The 19,153-nt window shown below is 53.8% G+C and carries 16 protein-coding genes; 14 read left to right on the top strand and 2 right to left on the bottom strand.

All coding sequences use genetic code 11. The features are described 5' to 3' along the window. Window positions 1-24 precede the first annotated feature (24 nt). The 11 genes from OGY17_RS10220 to OGY17_RS10170 all read left to right on the top strand — a co-directional run bounded on the left by OGY17_RS10220 (window position 25) and on the right by OGY17_RS10170 (window position 14,094). Entirely contained in the window at window positions 25-2,136 is a 2,112-nt protein-coding gene (locus OGY17_RS10220) for a hypothetical protein (RefSeq protein ID WP_286607157.1), read from the top strand. Window positions 2,137-2,411: 275 nt separating this feature from the next. Continuing rightward, window positions 2,412-3,482 carry a dihydroxyacetone kinase subunit DhaK gene (gene dhaK, locus OGY17_RS10215; RefSeq protein WP_003833521.1) on the top strand — a complete coding sequence of 357 codons (1,071 nt, stop codon included), beginning with the start codon at window positions 2,412-2,414 and terminating at the stop codon, window positions 3,480-3,482. Between the two features lie 11 nt (window positions 3,483-3,493). After that, window positions 3,494-4,126, top strand: a complete 633-nt coding sequence (dhaL, locus tag OGY17_RS10210; RefSeq protein ID WP_020996617.1) for a dihydroxyacetone kinase subunit DhaL — start codon at window positions 3,494-3,496, stop codon at window positions 4,124-4,126. A gap of 10 nt (window positions 4,127-4,136) precedes the next feature. Next, on the top strand, window positions 4,137-5,567 hold the full coding sequence (gene dhaM / locus OGY17_RS10205) for a dihydroxyacetone kinase phosphoryl donor subunit DhaM (RefSeq protein WP_258735335.1): 1,431 nt from the start codon (window positions 4,137-4,139) through the stop codon (window positions 5,565-5,567). Window positions 5,568-5,737: 170 nt separating this feature from the next. Continuing rightward, window positions 5,738-7,450: an alpha,alpha-trehalase gene (locus OGY17_RS10200; RefSeq protein WP_286607155.1), complete on the top strand. Its 1,713-nt coding sequence runs from the start codon at window positions 5,738-5,740 to the stop codon at window positions 7,448-7,450. Window positions 7,451-7,657: 207 nt separating this feature from the next. Next, the gene (locus OGY17_RS10195; protein WP_286607153.1) at window positions 7,658-8,680 is read left to right on the top strand and encodes an ABC transporter substrate-binding protein; all 1,023 of its coding nucleotides are present in this window, start codon (window positions 7,658-7,660) and stop codon (window positions 8,678-8,680) included. A gap of 26 nt (window positions 8,681-8,706) precedes the next feature. Further along, the gene (locus OGY17_RS10190) at window positions 8,707-9,666 is read left to right on the top strand and encodes a FecCD family ABC transporter permease (protein ID WP_370633548.1); all 960 of its coding nucleotides are present in this window, start codon (window positions 8,707-8,709) and stop codon (window positions 9,664-9,666) included. Continuing rightward, window positions 9,663-10,424: an ABC transporter ATP-binding protein gene (locus OGY17_RS10185; RefSeq protein ID WP_286607151.1), complete on the top strand. Its 762-nt coding sequence runs from the start codon at window positions 9,663-9,665 to the stop codon at window positions 10,422-10,424. The genes OGY17_RS10190 and OGY17_RS10185 overlap by 4 nt, the downstream gene beginning before the upstream one ends. Window positions 10,425-10,433: 9 nt before the next feature. Next, the gene (locus tag OGY17_RS10180) at window positions 10,434-11,246 is read left to right on the top strand and encodes a class I SAM-dependent methyltransferase (protein ID WP_250672122.1); all 813 of its coding nucleotides are present in this window, start codon (window positions 10,434-10,436) and stop codon (window positions 11,244-11,246) included. After that, window positions 11,243-12,100, top strand: a complete 858-nt coding sequence (gene modD / locus OGY17_RS10175) for a ModD protein (RefSeq protein ID WP_250672121.1) — start codon at window positions 11,243-11,245, stop codon at window positions 12,098-12,100. The genes OGY17_RS10180 and modD overlap by 4 nt, the downstream gene beginning before the upstream one ends. A 23-nt stretch (window positions 12,101-12,123) precedes the next feature. Continuing rightward, window positions 12,124-14,094, top strand: a complete 1,971-nt coding sequence (locus OGY17_RS10170; RefSeq protein WP_286607147.1) for a TonB-dependent receptor plug domain-containing protein — start codon at window positions 12,124-12,126, stop codon at window positions 14,092-14,094. Window positions 14,095-14,469: 375 nt separating this feature from the next. Here the strand turns inward: OGY17_RS10170 and OGY17_RS10165 are convergent, their stop codons facing one another. Further along, window positions 14,470-14,724: a GlsB/YeaQ/YmgE family stress response membrane protein gene (locus OGY17_RS10165; RefSeq protein WP_003020908.1), complete on the bottom strand. Its 255-nt coding sequence runs from the start codon at window positions 14,722-14,724 to the stop codon at window positions 14,470-14,472. Window positions 14,725-14,925: 201 nt separating this feature from the next. On the opposite strand from OGY17_RS10165, the gene ycgR reads away from it, so the two are divergent. Further along, the gene (gene ycgR / locus OGY17_RS10160) at window positions 14,926-15,660 is read left to right on the top strand and encodes a flagellar brake protein YcgR (protein ID WP_008785008.1); all 735 of its coding nucleotides are present in this window, start codon (window positions 14,926-14,928) and stop codon (window positions 15,658-15,660) included. 11 nt (window positions 15,661-15,671) lie between these two features. On the opposite strand, the gene emtA is transcribed toward ycgR, so the two are convergent. Then, entirely contained in the window at window positions 15,672-16,283 is a 612-nt protein-coding gene (emtA, locus tag OGY17_RS10155) for a membrane-bound lytic murein transglycosylase EmtA (protein WP_016153365.1), read from the bottom strand. 98 nt (window positions 16,284-16,381) lie between these two features. On the opposite strand from emtA, the gene ldcA reads away from it, so the two are divergent. Next, window positions 16,382-17,296, top strand: coding sequence for a muramoyltetrapeptide carboxypeptidase (gene ldcA, locus OGY17_RS10150; protein ID WP_100272296.1), 915 nt, complete (start codon window positions 16,382-16,384; stop codon window positions 17,294-17,296). Window positions 17,297-17,393: 97 nt separating this feature from the next. Further along, complete coding sequence (locus OGY17_RS10145) at window positions 17,394-19,127, top strand: potassium/proton antiporter (RefSeq protein WP_079937487.1); 1,734 nt, start codon at window positions 17,394-17,396, stop codon at window positions 19,125-19,127. The last annotated feature ends 26 nt before the right edge of the window (window positions 19,128-19,153 follow it).

Raw genomic sequence — 19,153 nt, 5'->3', positions numbered from 1 at the left:
ACACATTCATCGAAAGAGAATTATATGCTCGCATTCAATAATGCATGGCCGCTGTTTACTTTCGAGTTCAATCCGTCGCAGCGTGATGCACCGGCAGGCAGCCTACTGATCGGATTGGGCGACGGCAATGATACGGAAAGCCATAAGGGTGTCGCGCTCAATAACAAAGGATACCGTGCAGGTCACTACAATTCGGTGAGTGAACTGGTGGCAAATGCCGACGATCGTCAATGGTCTATATGGCGCAGTAAACTCTCAAGTGTCCAGGGAATACAACGAATCGTTATCGAAGATTTCTCTCTGGATACCTGTTTTACGCTGTTGCTGTTTTTGAACCATCTCGATGCCGCTGGTTCGCTGTCGCTATCAACACATCCGTGGCTGGAATACGTCACCGCATGGGAAAGCGGTATTTATCTGGACGGTGATGATACAACTCGTTCTGCCGCTTGCTTGTTATCCGCACTCGCGCATAGCGGCCTGTGCGAGCAATCCATGGATGATACTGTCGTTGTTCGCCACAACATGCTGGCCTGCCTTCGCCTGTTGAGCGATATGATGATAGCCAACCCAGACCCCACCGCAGGCATTATGCCCATGCACACGCAATGTTATGCAAGTGCGGTCGCAAGTCTGGCGTATGAGCAACAGATTTACCAACACGTGATCAAGCGTTCGGTTACCTGCCAACTCCTGCTGGATCTCGGCACAGGCCGGCGGCAAACGGTGGTTGATGCATTGTTTATTACCGAAACGCTCCCTTCTGGGATGTTGAAAATTCTCGCGCGCTGCGATAAAGAACGCAGTTGGACGCACAATGGATTTGGGTTGCTGGCCATTTATCGACCACGAGAAGTGGGTACGGGAAATGATATCGTTATTTCGCTCAACCCGATTCAGGGGACACGCCTTGATGCCCTGTGGTCCGCTCTGGAACAACGTGAAGATGTGGCCTGGCAAGGACTACGCCCGCACGATACTCCGCGTTTTCTCGAAAGCTATCGCCTGGCCGGAAGCGATAAATTGATCCCAGGCGCACCGAACCAACCCTGGTACGACGATCAAGGCAGAATGACGCTAATTGCGGCACCGAAGCAGCTTGCGCCCGGAGAGCCCGGCTCGAAACTGACCTGGCAAAAAGACGTTTTGCCCGCAATCTGGGAAAATTATTTTACCCGTTATCTTGATAACGCCATTGTGCCAATAGCTTTACCCGAACTTGATTGCCGCACAAAAGGTAAATGCATTCGTGTCTATCAGCATCGCATCCCGGAGGGTGGTGATATTACGATCGTCCCGCTGATGCGAATGATCGATACCCCCACCTTTCATGCCTGGCTGGCAGCACAGAGCGATAGCACGCGCGTCGTTAGGAGTCCTGCGGATCTCCCCCCCACCAGCGAGTACCACTGCCAATGGTACAGCAATATTCTGGTTGTCGCTCACCGTCATGGCGTCACAATCTTCTGTCGCGAAGAAGAGGATAAACATCTGGCGATACTGATTAAAGCGGCCATTTCTGTAGCGGATGTAAGCCATGAGTATGAAAATTTTCTGGCGAACTCAGCCCAACAGATTGAACAGTGGCTCAAGGATCTGCTCGAGTCGCAGCAAAAACACAACCGAAAGGGAAAAATTCGTCGTCTATCTGACTGGTCCGAAATGATGCTGGAAACCAAAGCCCAGGCGCTAAAAGCCATGAATAAAGGTGCTTTAGTCGGCAACGATGCCCTACATAACCAGCTGAGTGAAGATCTCTCTCGGCAGTGGGGATTGTCTGAGCAACGTCAGGAGCTCATGACGCAGATAGAGCAATTGGATCAGCTCATGCGCCAGGCTATTAGTCAGCGTCAGGAAAAACGCCAACGTATTTACGGCGCACTGTTTTCTGCTTTAGCACTCGGCGCGGCGGCTAACCATATTTGGGAACCGATTAAAGAGATAAAAACAACAAACCTTTATGAATGGCAACTCATGCTATTCAAAGAGCAGCCAGCCCCAGCAATGGACAAGTTACAGGCGATTGCTGCAGATGCCGCGCGATATGAAGTCTATACCCTGGCTATTCTGCTAATTTTTGGTTTTATTGGTTTTATCTTGTTCTGGTTTTTCGATTTTAATGGCAAAGAAGAGTAAGGAATAACGTTTTACTCATGATGCCGTCAGCATAAACTTTGCCGCATCTCTCACTTCCGCTGTTTTATGCACCACCACGTTTCAATATGGAACATTAAAAGATGCTAATGTTCCGTATTGAAACACCAATCACATCAATTTTCTTTTGACTACCCGTGTGCAAAATTACCTTATCGGCAGCGAGCGGTCGCCGTGACGTTGAACCAACCGATACCCTACATCAGATGCCTGCCCGAATTTGGCAGCCATCCAGGACTGTCTGCGGAGCATAAATAATGAAAAAATTGATTAACCGTGTTGAAGACGTACTGAATGAACAACTCGCCGGACTGGCGAAAGCGTATCCTTCCCTGGCACTGCATCAGGATCCGGTATATGTCACCCGCGCAGATGCGCCGGTGATGGGCAAAGTGGCTCTGCTTTCCGGTGGCGGCAGCGGACACGAACCTATGCACTGCGGCTACATTGGTCAGGGCATGCTCTCTGGCGCCTGTCCAGGTGAGATTTTTACCTCACCCACGCCGGATAAAATGTTCGAATGCGCCATGCAAATTGACGGTGGCGAAGGCGTGCTGCTGATAATCAAAAATTACACCGGCGACATTCTTAATTTCGAAACCGCCACCGAGCTGCTGCATGAAAGCGGTGTCAAAGTCACCACCATGGTGGTGGATGACGACGTGGCGGTGAAAGACAGTTTGTATACCGCCGGTCGACGTGGCGTGGCGAATACCGTATTGATCGAAAAACTGGTCGGCGCGGCCGCCGAACGCGGTGATTCGCTGGAAGCCTGTGCGGCGTTGGGCCGTAAGCTGAATAACCAGGGCCACTCCATTGGCATAGCCATTGGCGCCTGTACCGTTCCAGCCGCTGGACAACCGTCGTTCACGCTGCAGGATAACGAAATGGAGTTTGGCGTAGGTATCCACGGGGAACCCGGCATTGACCGTCGCCCCTTCACCTCTCTCGATCAGACCGTTGATGAAATGTTCGATACCCTGCTGGAAAACGGTAACTACAGCCGTACACTCCGCCACTGGGACAACGTCCAGGGCGCGTGGCAGGAAGGTAAAGAAAGCAAGCGTGCGTTACAAAGTGGCGATCGCGTTATTGCGCTGGTCAATAATCTCGGCGCGACGCCGTTGTCTGAACTCTTCGGCGTGTATAACCGCCTGGAAAGCCGTTGTCAGGATGCAGGCATCGTCATTGAGCGCAACCTGATCGGTTCTTACTGTACCTCTCTGGATATGACCGGTTTCTCGATCACCTTGTTACAGGTAGATGACGAAACGCTGAGCTTATGGGATGCACCGGTTCACACCCCTGCCCTCAACTGGGGTAAATAAGGAGATTCATGATGTCCCTCAACAGAACGCAAATTGTTAACTGGCTCTATCGTTGCGGCGAGATCTTCACCACAGAAAGTGATTTTCTCACCGGACTTGACCGGGAGATCGGCGATGCCGACCACGGTCTGAACATGCATCGTGGTTTCAGCAAAGTCGTTGAAAAGCTGCCGTCCATCGCAGACAAAGACATCGGCTTTATTTTGAAAAACACCGGTATGGTGCTGCTCTCAAGCGTCGGCGGGGCCAGTGGACCGCTGTTTGGCACCTTTTTTATTCGCGCCGCCCAGGTGACTCAGGCTCATCAAAGCCTGACGCTTGAAGAGTTGTATCAAATGATGCGTGATGGCGCAGAAGGTGTGATTAGCCGCGGTAAGGCTGAACCTGGCGACAAAACCATGTGCGACGTCTGGCTACCGGTTGTCGAATCCTTACGTCAGTCCTGCGAGCAAAAGTTAAGCGTACAGGCAGCGCTGGAAGCGGCAAGCCAGCAAGCGGAAGCCGCAGCGCAAAGCACCATCACCATGCAGGCCCGCAAAGGCCGTGCCAGCTATCTTGGTGAGCGCAGTATTGGGCATCAGGATCCCGGCGCAACGTCGGTCATGTTTATGATGCAAATGCTAGCTCAGGCGTCCAGAGAGTAAGGATAAAGCGATGGTAAACCTGGTTATTGTTTCTCACAGCGCCCAACTGGGCGAAGGCGTCGGTGCGCTGGCCCGGCAGATGTTAATGGGCGGTGATTGCAAAATCGCCATTGCCGCAGGCATTGATGATCCTGAGAATCCGATTGGCACCGATCCGATCAAGGTGATGGAAGCCATCGAGTCCGTGGCCGATACGGACCACGTGCTGGTGATGATGGATATCGGTAGTGCATTACTGAGTGCGGAAACCGCGCTGGAACTGCTCGACCCTGGCATTGCCGCCAAAGTGCGTTTGTGCGCAGCACCACTGGTTGAAGGCACACTGGCCGCGACGGTTAGCGCCGCCGCGGGTGCTGATATCGATCGGGTCATCCGTGATGCCATGAACGCCCTCGACGCCAAATGTGAGCAACTGGGTTTACCTTCGCCATCCGCAGCGAAACCCGCATCTGCTGCACTGTCTCCCGATGCAGATGCCCGTTCTGTTGCCATTGTGGTGAAAAACCCTAACGGCATCCACGTTCGCCCGGCTTCGCGGCTGGTTTCCGCGTTGTCTGGTTTTAACGCCGACATGTGGCTGGAGAAAAACGGCAAGTGTGTGGTTCCTGATAGCCTGAATCAGATAGCTCTGCTGCAGGTACGCTGTAATGACACGCTGCGCCTGATTGCCAAAGGCGAACAGGCAGAGGATGCGCTGGCCGCATTTAAACAGCTGGCAGCAGAGAATTTTGGTGAATCGCTCGAGTCCGCTAATGCTGATAACAAGGCAGCTCAGGCTCCCTCAAAAGTCACGGGGACGGCATTCTGTTACACGCCGTTCTCACCCGAGGTAAACCCGCAGCCAGCCGCATCACTCCAGGCTGAGCAGCAGCGATTACAGACCGCCATCCAAAGTACGCTGAACGATCTGAGCGAACTCACCGCACTTGCTGAAGAACGATATTCCGCAGATATCGCCGCCATCTTCTCCGGTCACCATACGCTGTTGGACGATCCTGAACTGTTTGAAATGGCCTGCGATGTAATGCGCGAAAAGCAGTGCAGCGCCGCCTGGGCCTGGCATCAGGTGCTGAGCGATCTCAGCCAGCAGTATTTACAGCTCGATGATCCTTATCTGCAGGCGCGATACATTGATATTGAAGATTTGCTGTCCCGTTCACTGCAGCATTTGACGGGAGAGAGCGCACAAATTCCCGCGTTCTTGCGCCCCACTATCCTGGTCGCTGATGTCATTTATCCGTCTACGGTCCTGCAACTCGATCCGAAGACCATCAAAGGTATCTGCCTGCGGGACGGCAGCGAAGCCTCGCATCCGGCGATTATCGCTCGTGAAATGGGTCTGTGCTGGATGTGTCAGCAAGGCGCGGCTCTCGATAGCATCAAGATGGGCGATACTCTGACCATTGACTGTGTCACACAGCGGATAACCCGCGCAAACTGATTCCGAAGCACACCCTTTCCAACAAAGGGTGTGCTTCTTCTCTATTCGCGTCGGGAAATGTCTGTTTATTCGCAAAATGGGGAGCCGATCACGCGCAACGGTCATTCCTGAACTAAGGTTTTCTCATGGTAAATGCCGCTACTTCGGCACGCCGCTAAGGAGATTAACCGATGATAACGCCAGCAACTCGCCATCCTGGCCTGCTCTCTGTTTCAATAAAACTGACGCTCGCAAGCACCTTTTTTGCCCTTTCCTCTTTTACCGTCAACGCCGAGGACGCACCAGCCGCTACGCCTGCGCCGCCTGATATTCTGCTTGGCCCCCTGTTTAACGATGTACAAACAGCCAAACTGTTTCCTGACCAGAAAACCTTTGCGGACGCGGTGCCAAACAGCGATCCATTAATGATCCTTGCCGATTACCGGATGCAGAAAAACCAGTCCGGATTCGACTTACGCCATTTTGTGCAAGTGAATTTCACCTTGCCGAAAGACGGCGAGAAATACGTGCCCCCGGCCGGGCAATCATTACGCGAACATATCGATGGCCTGTGGCCGGTACTCACCCGTTCGACAACCGACGCTGAAAAATGGGATTCGCTGCTGCCGCTCCCGGAACCGTATGTGGTACCTGGCGGGCGTTTTCGCGAAATATATTATTGGGACAGCTATTTCACCATGCTGGGGCTTGCCGAGAGCAATCACTGGGATAAGGTCTCGGATATGGTGGCAAACTTCGCTTACGAGATTGATTCCTGGGGACACATTCCTAACGGCAACCGCACCTACTACCTGAGTCGTTCGCAACCGCCGTTCTTTGCCTTTATGGTTGAACTACTGGCGCAGCACGACGGGAATGACGCGCTGAAAAAATACCTCCCGCAGATGCTCAAAGAGTACAGCTACTGGATGGAAGGCGTCGAAACACTCCAGCCCGGTCAGCAAAATAAGCGCGTAGTTAAACTGGATGACGGCACCATTTTGAACCGCTACTGGGATGAGCGCGATTCGCCTCGGCCAGAGTCGTGGGTAGAGGATATCGCCACCGCTAAAAGCAACCCAAACCGCCCGGCCACAGAAATCTACCGCGACCTGCGTTCAGCTGCCGCGTCCGGCTGGGATTTTAGTTCCCGCTGGATGGACAATCCTAATCAGCTGGGCACTCTGCGCACCACCAGCATCGTTCCGGTCGATCTCAATGCGCTGATGTACAAAATGGAAAAAATGATCTCCCTCGCCAGCAAGGCTGCTGGTGATGATGCCAAAGCGGCGCAGTACGATGGCTTCGCTAATGCCCGACAAAAAGGGATCGAGAAGTACCTGTGGAACGACAAAGAAGGCTGGTATGCCGACTACGATCTGAAAAGCCACAAAGTACGCAACCAGCTCACGGCTGCCGCCCTGTTCCCGCTATATGTCAATGCAGCGGCAAAAGATCGCGCCAGTAAAGTCGCCACGGCCACCCAGGCACATCTGCTGCAACCGGGCGGCCTTGCTACCACGTCGGTGAAAAGCGGCCAGCAGTGGGATGCCCCCAATGGCTGGGCCCCGCTCCAGTGGGTAGCAGCATCCGGGTTACAGAATTACGGTCAGGATACTGTCGCCATGGACGTGACCTGGCGATTCCTCACGAATGTTCAACACACCTACGATCGCGAGAAAAAGCTGGTTGAGAAGTATGACGTGAGCACCACTGGAACCGGCGGTGGCGGCGGTGAGTATCCGTTGCAGGATGGTTTCGGCTGGACCAACGGCGTAACGCTGAAAATGCTCGACCTGATTTGCGCCAAAGAAAAGCCCTGTGACAACGTACCCGCATCACGACCTACCCCGGCAAGTACAGCGCCAGTCGAGTCTAAAAAACAGACTCAACCGACGCCATAACATCATAGCCTGAGCCGTTTTACTTCCTGAATCCGCGCTTCGTCGCGGATTTTTCTTTCTTATATTTCCCCCTTCCAGCTGTCTCTATGGCCTCTAGCCCTTATGGGGTATCCGGGGTTTTCATCCGTGAGAAATTGATTCTGAACATGTTTTTATTCGCTATATATGTAAATATATAGCGATTTTGTAACCTTCAGGATAACAATAATGCCACTGACAAGACGGATGTTTGCCCAACTCGTGGCATCTGCACTGCTGCTACGCCATCTTCCCGCGTTTGCTCAAACCTCGCTGACTGTGGCCATTGGAGACTCTCCTAAGCCAGAAACGACCCAACGCGTGGTCAGCGCGGGCGCACCTGCTGACATGCTGCTGCTGGCCGTCGCACCGGAAAAACTGGTGGGGCTTTCCTCCTTTGATTTCTCTCGCCAGACCGCCATCCCGTTTAACGATAACATTCGGACTTTGCCGAAACTCGGCAGGCTGGCGGGGCGCGCCAGCACGCTCTCGCTTGAAGCACTCCTGGCGCTTAAACCTGACCTGGTTATTGACTGCGGTAATGCCGATGAAACCTGGCTTTCTCAGGCCAGACAAGTGAGCACACAAACACAGATTCCCTGGCTGCTGATTAACGGCGAATTGCGCCATACCCCAGAACAGCTGCGCGCAGTCGGTGAAGTATTGGGCGTCGTCTCGCGAACCGCAATGCAGGCCGCGCTGGCCCGTCGATTTATCGATGATGCAATAGCTTTCTCGCATTCACCCGCGGCGAATCTGCGTTTTTATGCCGCGCGCGGTGCCAGAGGACTGGAGACTGGTTTACAAGGTTCTCTGCATACCGAAGCAGCAGAACTACTGGGGTTGCACAATGTGGCGCACATCCCCGGACGACAGGGGCTCACACAGGTCTCAATGGAAAATCTTCTCAGCTGGCAGCCGGATATTATCCTGGTGCAGGATGCGGTGACAGCGCAGTTCCTACGAGAAGATCCGCTCTGGCAAGGGGTCAAAGCTGTTGCTGACCGGCGCATTCTGTTTCTCAGCGGTCTGCCGTTTGGCTGGCTGGATGCACCTCCTGGCATCAACCGTTTACTGGGGTTACGCCGCCTGCATGCCTGGCTTGATCCTCAGGTTAACGCGAGCTTTAAAGCCGATATGCAGCGCTACAGTGAATTGTTCTGGCACACCACGCTAAGCGACGCACAGTATCAAAGGTTGGTGGCAGTCTGATGAAAACATCAACCCTCGGTTTTCTGATGAGTGCTGCGGTGGTGCTTTGCGCGAGCGTCGCTGCGGTATCAGGCGCGTATCGCCTGGATGCACAGCAGGTTCTGAATCTCGTGGCCGGTACAGATGGCGTTCCAATGCAGGACAAAATCGTCTTCTGGCAAATCCGCCTGCCACGCATACTGGCTGCATTGCTGCTCGGCGCGGCGCTGGCGGGCGCAGGAACCACCTATCAGGGCATGTTCCGCAACCCACTGGTCTCGCCGGATATTCTCGGCGTGGCGGCGGGTGCGGGTTTAGGTGCCTGTTTAGCAATCCTGTTAGGTTTACCGATCCTGTTCATTCAGCTGTATGCGTTCATGGGCGGTTTATTCGTGGTCGCCGGTGTCTGGTTGATTACCCGGCGAGTCAAGCGTCACGACCCGGTGTTAACGCTGGTGCTGGTCGGGATTGCGCTGGGTACGGTATGCGGTGCGGGAATTTCGCTCATCAAAACGCTGGCCGACCCGTATACCCAACTCCCGTCTATCACCTTCTGGCTGCTTGGCGGTTTATCGACGATCACGCTGCACGATCTGTGGTTCTCGGCACCGCTGATCTTCGCAGGACTGATCCCGCTATTGCTGCTGCGCTGGCGCATGAACCTGCTCACCCTGTCGGATGATGAAGCACGATCGCTTGGGATCAACGTCTCGCGATTACGACTGGGACTGATCGTCTGCGCAACGTTAATCACCGCCTGTACCGTTGCCATCGCGGGCATTATCGGCTGGATTGGGCTGGTTGTACCGCACATCGGCAGACTCCTCAGTGGCAATAACCACCAGCAGTTGCTGCCCGTTTCTATGGGGATCGGCGCCATTTTGCTGCTGCTCACCGATACTCTTGCCCGCACGCTGAGCAGCACAGAAATCCCGCTGGGGATCCTGACGGCATTTATTGGCGCACCGTTCTTTTTGCTGCTTTTGCTTCGAGGAAATCGCCCATGACGCTTCTGACCCTCCGCCATGCGTCGTTGGGATACCACAGTCACCAGCCCGTGTTACGCGATGTCTCATTTCAGGTTTCGCCCGGCTCCGTCTGTTGTCTGATTGGGGCCAACGGCAGTGGAAAAACCACCCTGATGCGCACCATTCTCGGCGTTCTTTCGCCGCTTCACGGTGACATTCTGCTTGATGGCGTCGCCATAAATCATCTCAGCGATCGGCAACGCGCCGCCGCTATTGCCTGGGTTCCTCAGGCACATGACGGCGCGTTTGCCTTCACTGCGCTGGACATGGTGATGATGGGGCTGGCCCCGCAATTGGCGGCATTTGCGGTTCCCGGCGCTAAAGAGCGTGAAAATGCGCACCAGCAGATGACGATGCTGGGAATCTCTCACCTGGCGCCCCGACGCTGGAACACGCTGAGCGGCGGAGAGCGGCAACTGGTGTTAATTGCCCGCGCGCTGGCGCAACGCCCACGCCTTTTGTTGCTGGATGAACCTGCTTCCAGCCTGGATTTTGGGCATCAGATCCGTCTGCTCGACACGCTGGTGACGCTGAAAAATTCAGGTATGGCCCTGCTAATGTCGACGCATCATCCGTTGCACGCCCGGGCAATCGCCGACAGCGTGGTACGCGTTGAACCGGATGGCGAAGTGTCACAAGGGCTTCCTGAACATCAGCTTGCTGCCGATCGTCTGGCGGAACTGTATCGCGTTACACCGTCACAAATCGCTCACCATCTCTTTGGCTCACATAACTAAGGAATAAGAATGCTCATTGACGACATTGATTTTGCCGATCTTTACCGTAAACAGTTACAGCTGGCGAACAGAACCGAGAAAAAGCCGGAGCACTGGGATAAACGTGCGGAAAAAATGGCGGAAAATTGCGCCTCATTAACCGACAGCTATCTGCTGCAACTGCTGGGGAAAATCGACCTGAAAGGGGCGGAGTCGCTGTTTGACATGGGTTGCGGTCCCGGTACCGTCTCGCTGGCGCTGGCTAAAAAGATGCCAATAATTTACGGCGTAGATTATAGCCAGGGCATGCTTAGCGTAGCTGCCCGCCGCGCTGCGCAAATGAACGCCCGTCACGTGCAGTGGGTGCAGCGGGCCTGGGAGGAACACTGGGATGATTTACCCCAGTGCGATATCGCCGTCGCTTCGCGCTCTACGCTGGTTGCCGATATGCGCCAGGCGATGACCAAACTGAATAATCAGGCCCGACTGCGGGTTTACACCACTCATCTCGTCAGTTCATCTTTCGTTTCCCCCACCATTCAGCGTGCACTGGGCCGCGAAGTGATTGAGCTTCCCAACTATATCTATGCGCTTAATGTCCTGTATCAGATGGGGATCCACGCGCATGTTGATTTTATCCGCGGACCCAACTGCCAGCAGGACAACAGCACCTGGACACGTTTTCTGGAAAACGTGCGCTGGAGTATGGGTGAACTGAGCGCCGACGAGGTCGAACGTCTGGAAACCTGGTATCAACAGCAGGATCCACGCGCGATTGCCCCCGCCAGCCGTGACTGGGCGCTTATCTGGTGGGACAGCGTTCCGCGGGAGGCGCTGCGATGATCTACTTTTCGCAGGCGCAAACCGACGCGCTGCTGCTGGAAGATATTCAGGGCGGCGACCTGACTACCCGCGCGTTGGGTATTGGCGCACAGCCGGGCGTTATGGAATTTTACCATCGCCAGGGCGGGTGCGTTAGCGGCACCGCCGTCGCCAGGCAAATGCTCGCCTCATTAGGGCTGACCATCAGCGACATGGTTGCCGATGGTGAACAGGTAAGTGCAGGACAGCGATTGATTTGCGCACATGGGAATGCGGCGGCGCTGCACCAGGGCTGGAAAGCGGTACAAAATGTCCTGGAGTGGAGCTGTGGGGTTTCGGGCTATCTTGAGTGCATGTTGAGCCAACTGCGCCAACGCTATCCTGATGGGCAGATTGCCTGTACCCGAAAAGCCATTCCCGGCACGCGTTTGTTGGCGACTCAGGCAATACTCGCCGCGGGAGGCATTATCCATCGCGGAGGATGCGCCGAAACGGTACTGCTGTTTGCTAATCACCGCCATTTTCTTACCAATCCAAACGACTGGACAGGCGCGATTGCGCGCTTACGCAGCCATGCGCCAGAAAAAAAGATCGTGGTTGAAGCAGATACGCCAGATGAGGCATTAGCCGCGCTACGCGCCGCGCCCGATGTCCTGCAACTCGACAAATTTACCCCTGAGCAAGCAACAGAAATTGTCCGCCAGGCCCCTTCTCTGGCCCCCCATTGTACGCTGGCGCTGACTGGCGGCATTACCCTCGCCTCGCTGGCGAGTTATCTCGACTGTGGCATCAGACTTTTCATCACTTCCGCGCCTTACTACGCTCCGCCCGCGGATATCAAAGTTAGCCTGAGCCCGGACGCACGTGGCATATAACATTAATAAATGGACTAAAAATAATGAATTTCAACAAAAGTTGTCTTTACACAGCCCTGTCGTTTGCTTTCGCGCACAGTGCTTTTGCTGGGCAGGAAAGCGAAACCATGACCGTCTGGTCAAGTCCGGCCTCCGCCGCAACCACTACGGTTCTCGGCCAGGAAACGATGCAGCAACTGGATAAGCAAAACGTGGCGCAGGCACTGAGCGTTGTCCCCGGCGTCGTGCTGCAAAAGTCAGGCAACCGCAATGAACAGCAGGTGAAAGTTCGCGGTTTTGACAGCCGTCAGGTTCCCGTCTATTTTGACGGCGTGCCGGTATACATCCCCTATGATGGCAACCTCGATTTAGGCCGTTTTCTGACCTCCGATATCGCTTCGGTTGAAGTCTCCAAAGGCTACTCGTCGCTGTTACAAGGGCCGAACCAGATGGGCGGCGCCATCAATATCACCACCCAAAAGCCCACCAAACCGATTGAAGGCAGCATTGGCTATCGCCAGGGCTGGAGTCGTAGCAAAGACAATGCCCACGATATGCACGCTTCATTTGGCGCCAGCAACGATCTCGGCTACATCCAGCTCAGCGGCAGTCAGTTGAAGCAGGATTTCCTTGGCTTACCGCACGGTGTGGACAACCCTATTGCGGGCAGCAACGGCAAGATGATTAACTCCTCCGCCGATGACAAACGCGGTATCGTGAAGCTGGGCTTTACCCCACGTGGTAATGACGAATATGTGCTGACCTATATTAATCAGGACGGTGAAAAAGATAACCCGCCGTACGCTGGAGCCAGCAGTCAGAAATCACGCTACTGGCAATGGCCACAGTACGATAAAGAAAGCTATTACTATCAGGGCACCACCTATCTGGGCGATCGTTTCACCCTGAAAAGCCGTCTGTATCGCGACACCTTTGAAAATACGCTGATGATGTACAACTCACTTGCCGATCTGAAAAACAAGAAAGGCAACTACAGTCATTATTCAGACTACAGCGATGGCGCTGGCCTGCAGCTCGCTGCGGAAATGCGAGAAAACGACCTGCTCTCTTTCGCCGTGAACTGGAAAGATGATGTTCACCGCGAGAAAGGCGCTCCGAATGCGGCTTACGATCGCTACGAAGACCGCACCTGGTCCGTTGCCAGCGAATACCAGTGGGCAGCGGCGGATAACGTCGATGTCGTGGCGGGAATAAGCTATGACTGGCGCGACAGTCTGGAAGGCATGAAGCACGAGAAAAATGGCAGCGTCACCCACTATGATGACAACAATCAGTCAGCTTTCAACTGGCAGATGATGACCAAATATCACTTTGAAAATTCAGACACATTAGCGCTGTCCTACTCTGACAGAACACGTTTCCCGACTTTGAAAGAGCGCTACACCACCTCGAAACCGGCCTATAACCAGGTGGCGCTGGTCAATCCGCAGCTTAAACCGGAACGCGCCCGCAGCGTGGATCTGACCTGGAATGGTTCACTTGGTAAAGACTGGGGATTCGAAGCCAGCGTCTATTACAACCGCATCAGCGATGCCATTCTTTCACACAATATTGATGCCGATACCATCCAGAATCAGAACAGCGGCCGGGTGGATTACACCGGTCTGGATGCAGGCGTTAAAGGTAAAGTCTTTGATATGCTGGATATTGGGCTGAGCTATGGCCTGATTCATGCGGACGTCAAACGCAGCGACATTGGCAAAATAACCGATTTGCCGACGCAAACCCTCACCGCATGGATGACGCTGAAACCGTGGGATCCGCTGAGCATTACGCTGTCTGAAGAGGCCCGCTCATCGAGCTATAGCAATAGCGACGGCTCGCAGAAAGCCGCAGGTTTCGCCATTACCCATTTACGCGCCGACTACGCCATCGGTCACGGGTTTAGCGTCAACGCTTCGGTCAATAACCTGTTCGATACACGATACGTGTACAGCGAAGGATTTATCGAAGAAGGCCGTAATTACTGGGCGGGGATTGAGTATCAGTTCTGATTTAACGATGCAAAGAAACGGCCCCACTCGGAGTAATGCTCTTCAGTTAACGCCTTAGTTTCAGAAAGTATCGCCGGTGTGGGTAGAAGTTTTGAATATGCACTCTCAGAAAAAGGGTTCCGTTCACCTCCTGTTCATAGTTTCTCTGAAACGCCGATTCCTGTGAACGTGTAAAGGGCGTTCTCCGTCACGCCCTTTACAATCCCGCCGGGAGCCTGGGTTGCAAGGGAGGCGGCGGCAAGCCTCCCTTGCACGTTCACGGGTATCTGCGCTTCAGAGAAATGACACCGTTGAGGTGAACGGAACCCTGAACAAGAATCACATGTTCACCTTACATGCTTAACTGAACGGCATTACCGCACAGGGGCCGTTCGATTAATCTCGTCGTACAAGCCGGAAGACACCCAGCACAACAATCGCGCCGACCACGGCCACCAGGAAGCTATGGAGATTAAATCCGCTGACATCGCCGCCAATACCAAACATCGTTGCCAGCCATCCACCGACCACAGCACCGACGACACCCAGAATACAAGTCAGGATAAATCCCCCGCCATCGCGCCCCGGCATAATCAGTTTGGCGATAACCCCCGCAATCAGACCAAAAATAATCCAGGCAATAATTCCCATTTTCAGGCCCTCTTTCCAGTGAACGCACGCGCAAGACATTCCTGCGCCAGCACTTAAAGTATAGGCAAGCCATCGCGACATGCTTTTATCACTCAGACTTAATTCATTGGGTTTGGTAAAAAATTTCATCCATTTGTATTAAGTTCCGTAGATTAATGCCGATAACCCAACGACAAACCAGGCATCCAGGAGTCATTAGGTGTGAGTAACTACAATGAGCAGTTCCTGAAGCAAAATCCGTTAGCGGTGTTAGGTGTACTTCGGGACTTGAAGTCGCAGCAGGTTCCACTGCGTATCTCCTGGTCAGGCGGCCAGTTCATCAGCAAAATTCTGACCGTCAGTCCCGATGAACTGATCATGGATTTTGGCAGCCAGGAATATGAAAACCAGGCCGTACAGCGGGCCAGCCAGATCTCAATTATCGCCGAAACGCAGGGAGCCAAAGTAGAATTCACCCTGCCACAGCTGAAAAAAGGCGAGTATCAGCAACTGCCGGCCTTTATTTCATCCTTGCCGCCTTCTCTGTGGTTTGTGCAGCGTCGGGAATATTTCCGCATCGGCGCTCCGCTGCATCCTCCCTATCGCTGCACGGCAAAAATGCCAGACAACAGCATTCTGCATTTTCGCTTATTCGATCTGTCTCTCGGTGGCATGGGCGGGCTGTTAGAAGTGGCAAAACCAGAGGGGTTGGCAGAAGGTATGCGCTTCTCGCAGGTTGAACTAAATATGGAGCAATGGGGGGTGTATCACGTTGACGCCCAGCTTATTTCCATTAGTGAGCGCAAGGTTATCGATGGGAAAAACGAAACGATTACCACTCCCCGCTTGAGCTTTCGTTTTCTCAACGTCGGCCCGGCGGTGGAGCGGAACTTACAGCGGATTATTTTTTCCCTTGAACGCGAGGCCCGGGAAAAATCGAATAAGGTGCGCGAGTAAACTCACACGAACTACATCACATCCAGCGCTTGTTGAAGCTTCCAGATATAGCGCGGGGCCTGCGGCGCCGGATGATTGTCCGCAACATGTTCAATAAATTCATCCGGGCTGAGGTCGTTGATTTTATTGATCGCTTTTTTCCTGTCGGATGAGAACGTGCGTAACAGTGCGCCCGCACCGTTGGCGTACGATACTACCAGCGCGTACTGCATCACCTGCGGATCTTCAATCCCGGCCAGCGGCCCGGTTTCGAGAATACTCAGGTATGCGGCCCCCATCGAGATATTGCGCTCAGGGTTTTTCAACTCACTGGTCGACGGCTCTCCGCTCCAGCCCATGCGGCGATAAACATCGCGTCCTGAAGTTGAGGCTTTCAACTGCATCAGACCAATCGCATTGGACTTACTGACCGCATTCGGATTTCCGCCTGATTCAATGGCGATAATAGCGGTAATCAATTGTGGACTGACACCCCAGGCCGCACCGGCTTTTTCACTGATCGGCATCCATTGCATTGCGCGTTTAACCGGAACTTCAGCATTCCACGGCGGGTTTTTGTAATCCTGTTTTGAACTACAGCCCGCAAGTAATACAACCAAAAAAGCAAACCATCTCAATTTCACGTCATCTATCCTTATAGCCGGAACCTGTCGCTGAGGTGACAACGACATACCTACGCGGCATGATATACATTTGGTTTTAGTTGTAGCAAGGAAATGCCATGTCCCGGTTTCACTTAATTGCCCCGTCGGGCTACTGTATCAATCAGCAGGCTGCCTTACGTGGGCTTGCGCGTCTTACTGAGGCCGGTCATCAGGTCGACAATTCAGCGGTCATTGCACGCCGCTGCCAGCGTTTTGCGGGGACAGAGGCAGAAAGGCTTGCTGATGTGAACTCGCTCGTTAATCTGAAAACCCCCGATACCATTGTGATGGCGGTACGCGGCGGCTATGGCGCGAGCCGTTTACTGGAAGAAATTGACTGGCAGGGGCTGGCAGCCCGCCAGCAACAAGATCCGCTGCTGCTGTGCGGACACAGCGATTTTACGGCGATCCAGTGTGGTCTGCTGACACAGGGGAATGTGATTAGCTTCAGCGGCCCGATGCTGGCGGCGAACTTCGGCGCCGAAGAAATGAACGCATTCACCGAGCACCATTTCTGGCAGGCTTTGCGTAATGCCCAATTTACCCTCGAATGGCAGGGTGACGGTCCACAGTGCGCAACTGAAGGTACACTGTGGGGCGGAAATCTGGCGATGATCATTTCGTTGATGGGTACACCGTGGATGCCGGCCATCAAAAACGGCATTTTGGTGCTGGAAGACATTAACGAGCATCCATTCCGTGTCGAGCGCATGCTGCTGCAGCTGTACCACGCCGGAATACTGGCCCAGCAAAACGCCATTATTCTCGGCAGTTTTAGCGGTAGCGCTCCCAATGATTACGATGCCGGTTACAATCTTGATTCAGTTTGTGATTTTCTACGCGCCAGATTGTCAGTACCGTTGATCTGCGGCCTCGATTTTGGCCATGAACAACGCACTGTCACCCTGCCTTTGGGAGCCAATGCGGTGCTGAAAAATGATAAAAACGGCACTCAGCTCACCTTAAGTGGGCATCCGGTACTAAAATCGTAAAAAAAGCGGCTAATGGGGCTAAGCAAAACGCTGTTTCTGTCGTTATTATGGTAGGGTTTATTAATACGAAACAGCGTAATTCAGGAGTAACCGAACGTTGGATGCCGCAGCAATTATTAGCCTTTTTATTTTGGGTTCCGTTCTCGTCACCTGCAGTATCTTACTCAGTTCATTCTCATCACGCCTTGGTATCCCTATCCTGGTGATATTTCTCGCTATCGGTATGTTAGCGGGCGTAGATGGTATAGGCGGCATACCTTTCGATAACTATCCATTCGCCTACATGGTGAGTAACCTGGCACTGGCAGTTATCCTGCTCGACGGCGGGATGCGCACCCAGGCCAGCTCTTTTCGCGTTGCGTTAGGCCCGGCGCTATCGTTGGCGACGGTCGGTGTGCTGATTACTTCCGGACTCACTGGCATGATGGCCGCGTGGCTGTTTCATCTGGATCTTATCGAAGGACTCCTGATTGGCGCGATTGTTGGTTCAACCGACGCCGCGGCGGTCTTTTCCCTGCTTGGCGGTAAGGGGCTTAACGAACGCGTTGGCTCTACGCTGGAAATTGAATCCGGCAGTAATGACCCGATGGCCGTATTTTTGACCATCACGCTCATCGCCATGATCCAAAACCACGAAACCGGTTTAAGCTGGATGTTCGCGGTGCACATTATCCAGCAGTTTGGCTTAGGCATCGCTATCGGTCTGGGCGGTGGATATATGCTCCAGCAGATGATTAACCGCATTTCCCTGCCTGCCGGACTGTATCCGCTATTGGCGTTAAGCGGTGGGATTCTGATTTTTGCCCTGACCACTGCGCTGGAAGGCAGCGGTATTCTGGCGGTTTATCTGTGTGGTTTCCTGCTGGGTAATCGCCCTATTCGCAACCGGTTTGGCATTCTGCAAAACTTCGACGGTCTGGCCTGGCTGGCGCAAATCGCCATGTTCCTGGTGCTCGGACTGCTGGTTACGCCATCCGACCTGCTGCCTATCGCAATCCCGGCACTGATTTTGTCTGCGTGGATGATATTCATTGCCCGCCCGCTTTCGGTCTTCGCGGGACTGCTGCCGTTTCGTGGCTTTAATCTGCGCGAGCGCATTTTCATCAGTTGGGTGGGTCTGCGCGGTGCGGTACCCATCATCCTCGCCGTCTTCCCAATGATGGCGGGTCTGGAGAACGCGCGCCTGTTCTTTAACGTCGCCTTCTTCGTGGTACTTATCTCGTTGCTGTTTCAGGGAACGTCGCTTTCATGGGCTGCTAAAAAAGCCAAAGTGGTGGTCCCTCCCGTCGGCTGGCCCGTGTCGCGCATTGGTCTGGATATTCATCCGGATAACCCGTGGGAGCAGTTTGTTTATCAGCTCAGCGCGGATAAGTGGTGTGTGGGCGCCGCACTGCGCGACCTGCATATGCCGGAAGAAACGCGAATAGCCGCCCTGTTTCGTGACAACGTGCTGTTTCACCCCTCCGGCAGTACGCGTCTTCGCGAAGGCGATGTATTGTGTGTTATTGGCCGCGAGCGCGATCTCCCGGCTCTTGGCAAGCTGTTCAGCCAGTCGCCACCTGTGTCGTTAGACCAGCGCTTCTTCGGTGATTTTATTCTTGAAGCCAGCGCAAAATATGCCGATGTGGCGCTGATTTATGGCCTGGAAGATGGCACCGAGTATCGTGATAAGCAGCAAACGTTGGGTGAAATTGTCCAGCATCTGCTTGGTGCCGCGCCCGTCGTCGGTGACCAGGTGGAATTCGCGGGTATGATCTGGACTGTGGCCGAGAAGGAAGATAATGCAGTGCTGAAGGTCGGTGTTCGCGTTGCTGAAGATGAGGATGAGTAAAACGGATGTTTTGCCGGGTGGCGGCT

The organism is Citrobacter sp. Cpo126, assembly GCF_030332445.1.
Taxonomy (GTDB): Bacteria; Pseudomonadota; Gammaproteobacteria; order Enterobacterales; family Enterobacteriaceae; genus Citrobacter; species Citrobacter portucalensis.
The sequence above is the reverse complement of the archived record's forward strand: the minus strand, read 5'-3'. Positions and strand labels throughout refer to the sequence as shown.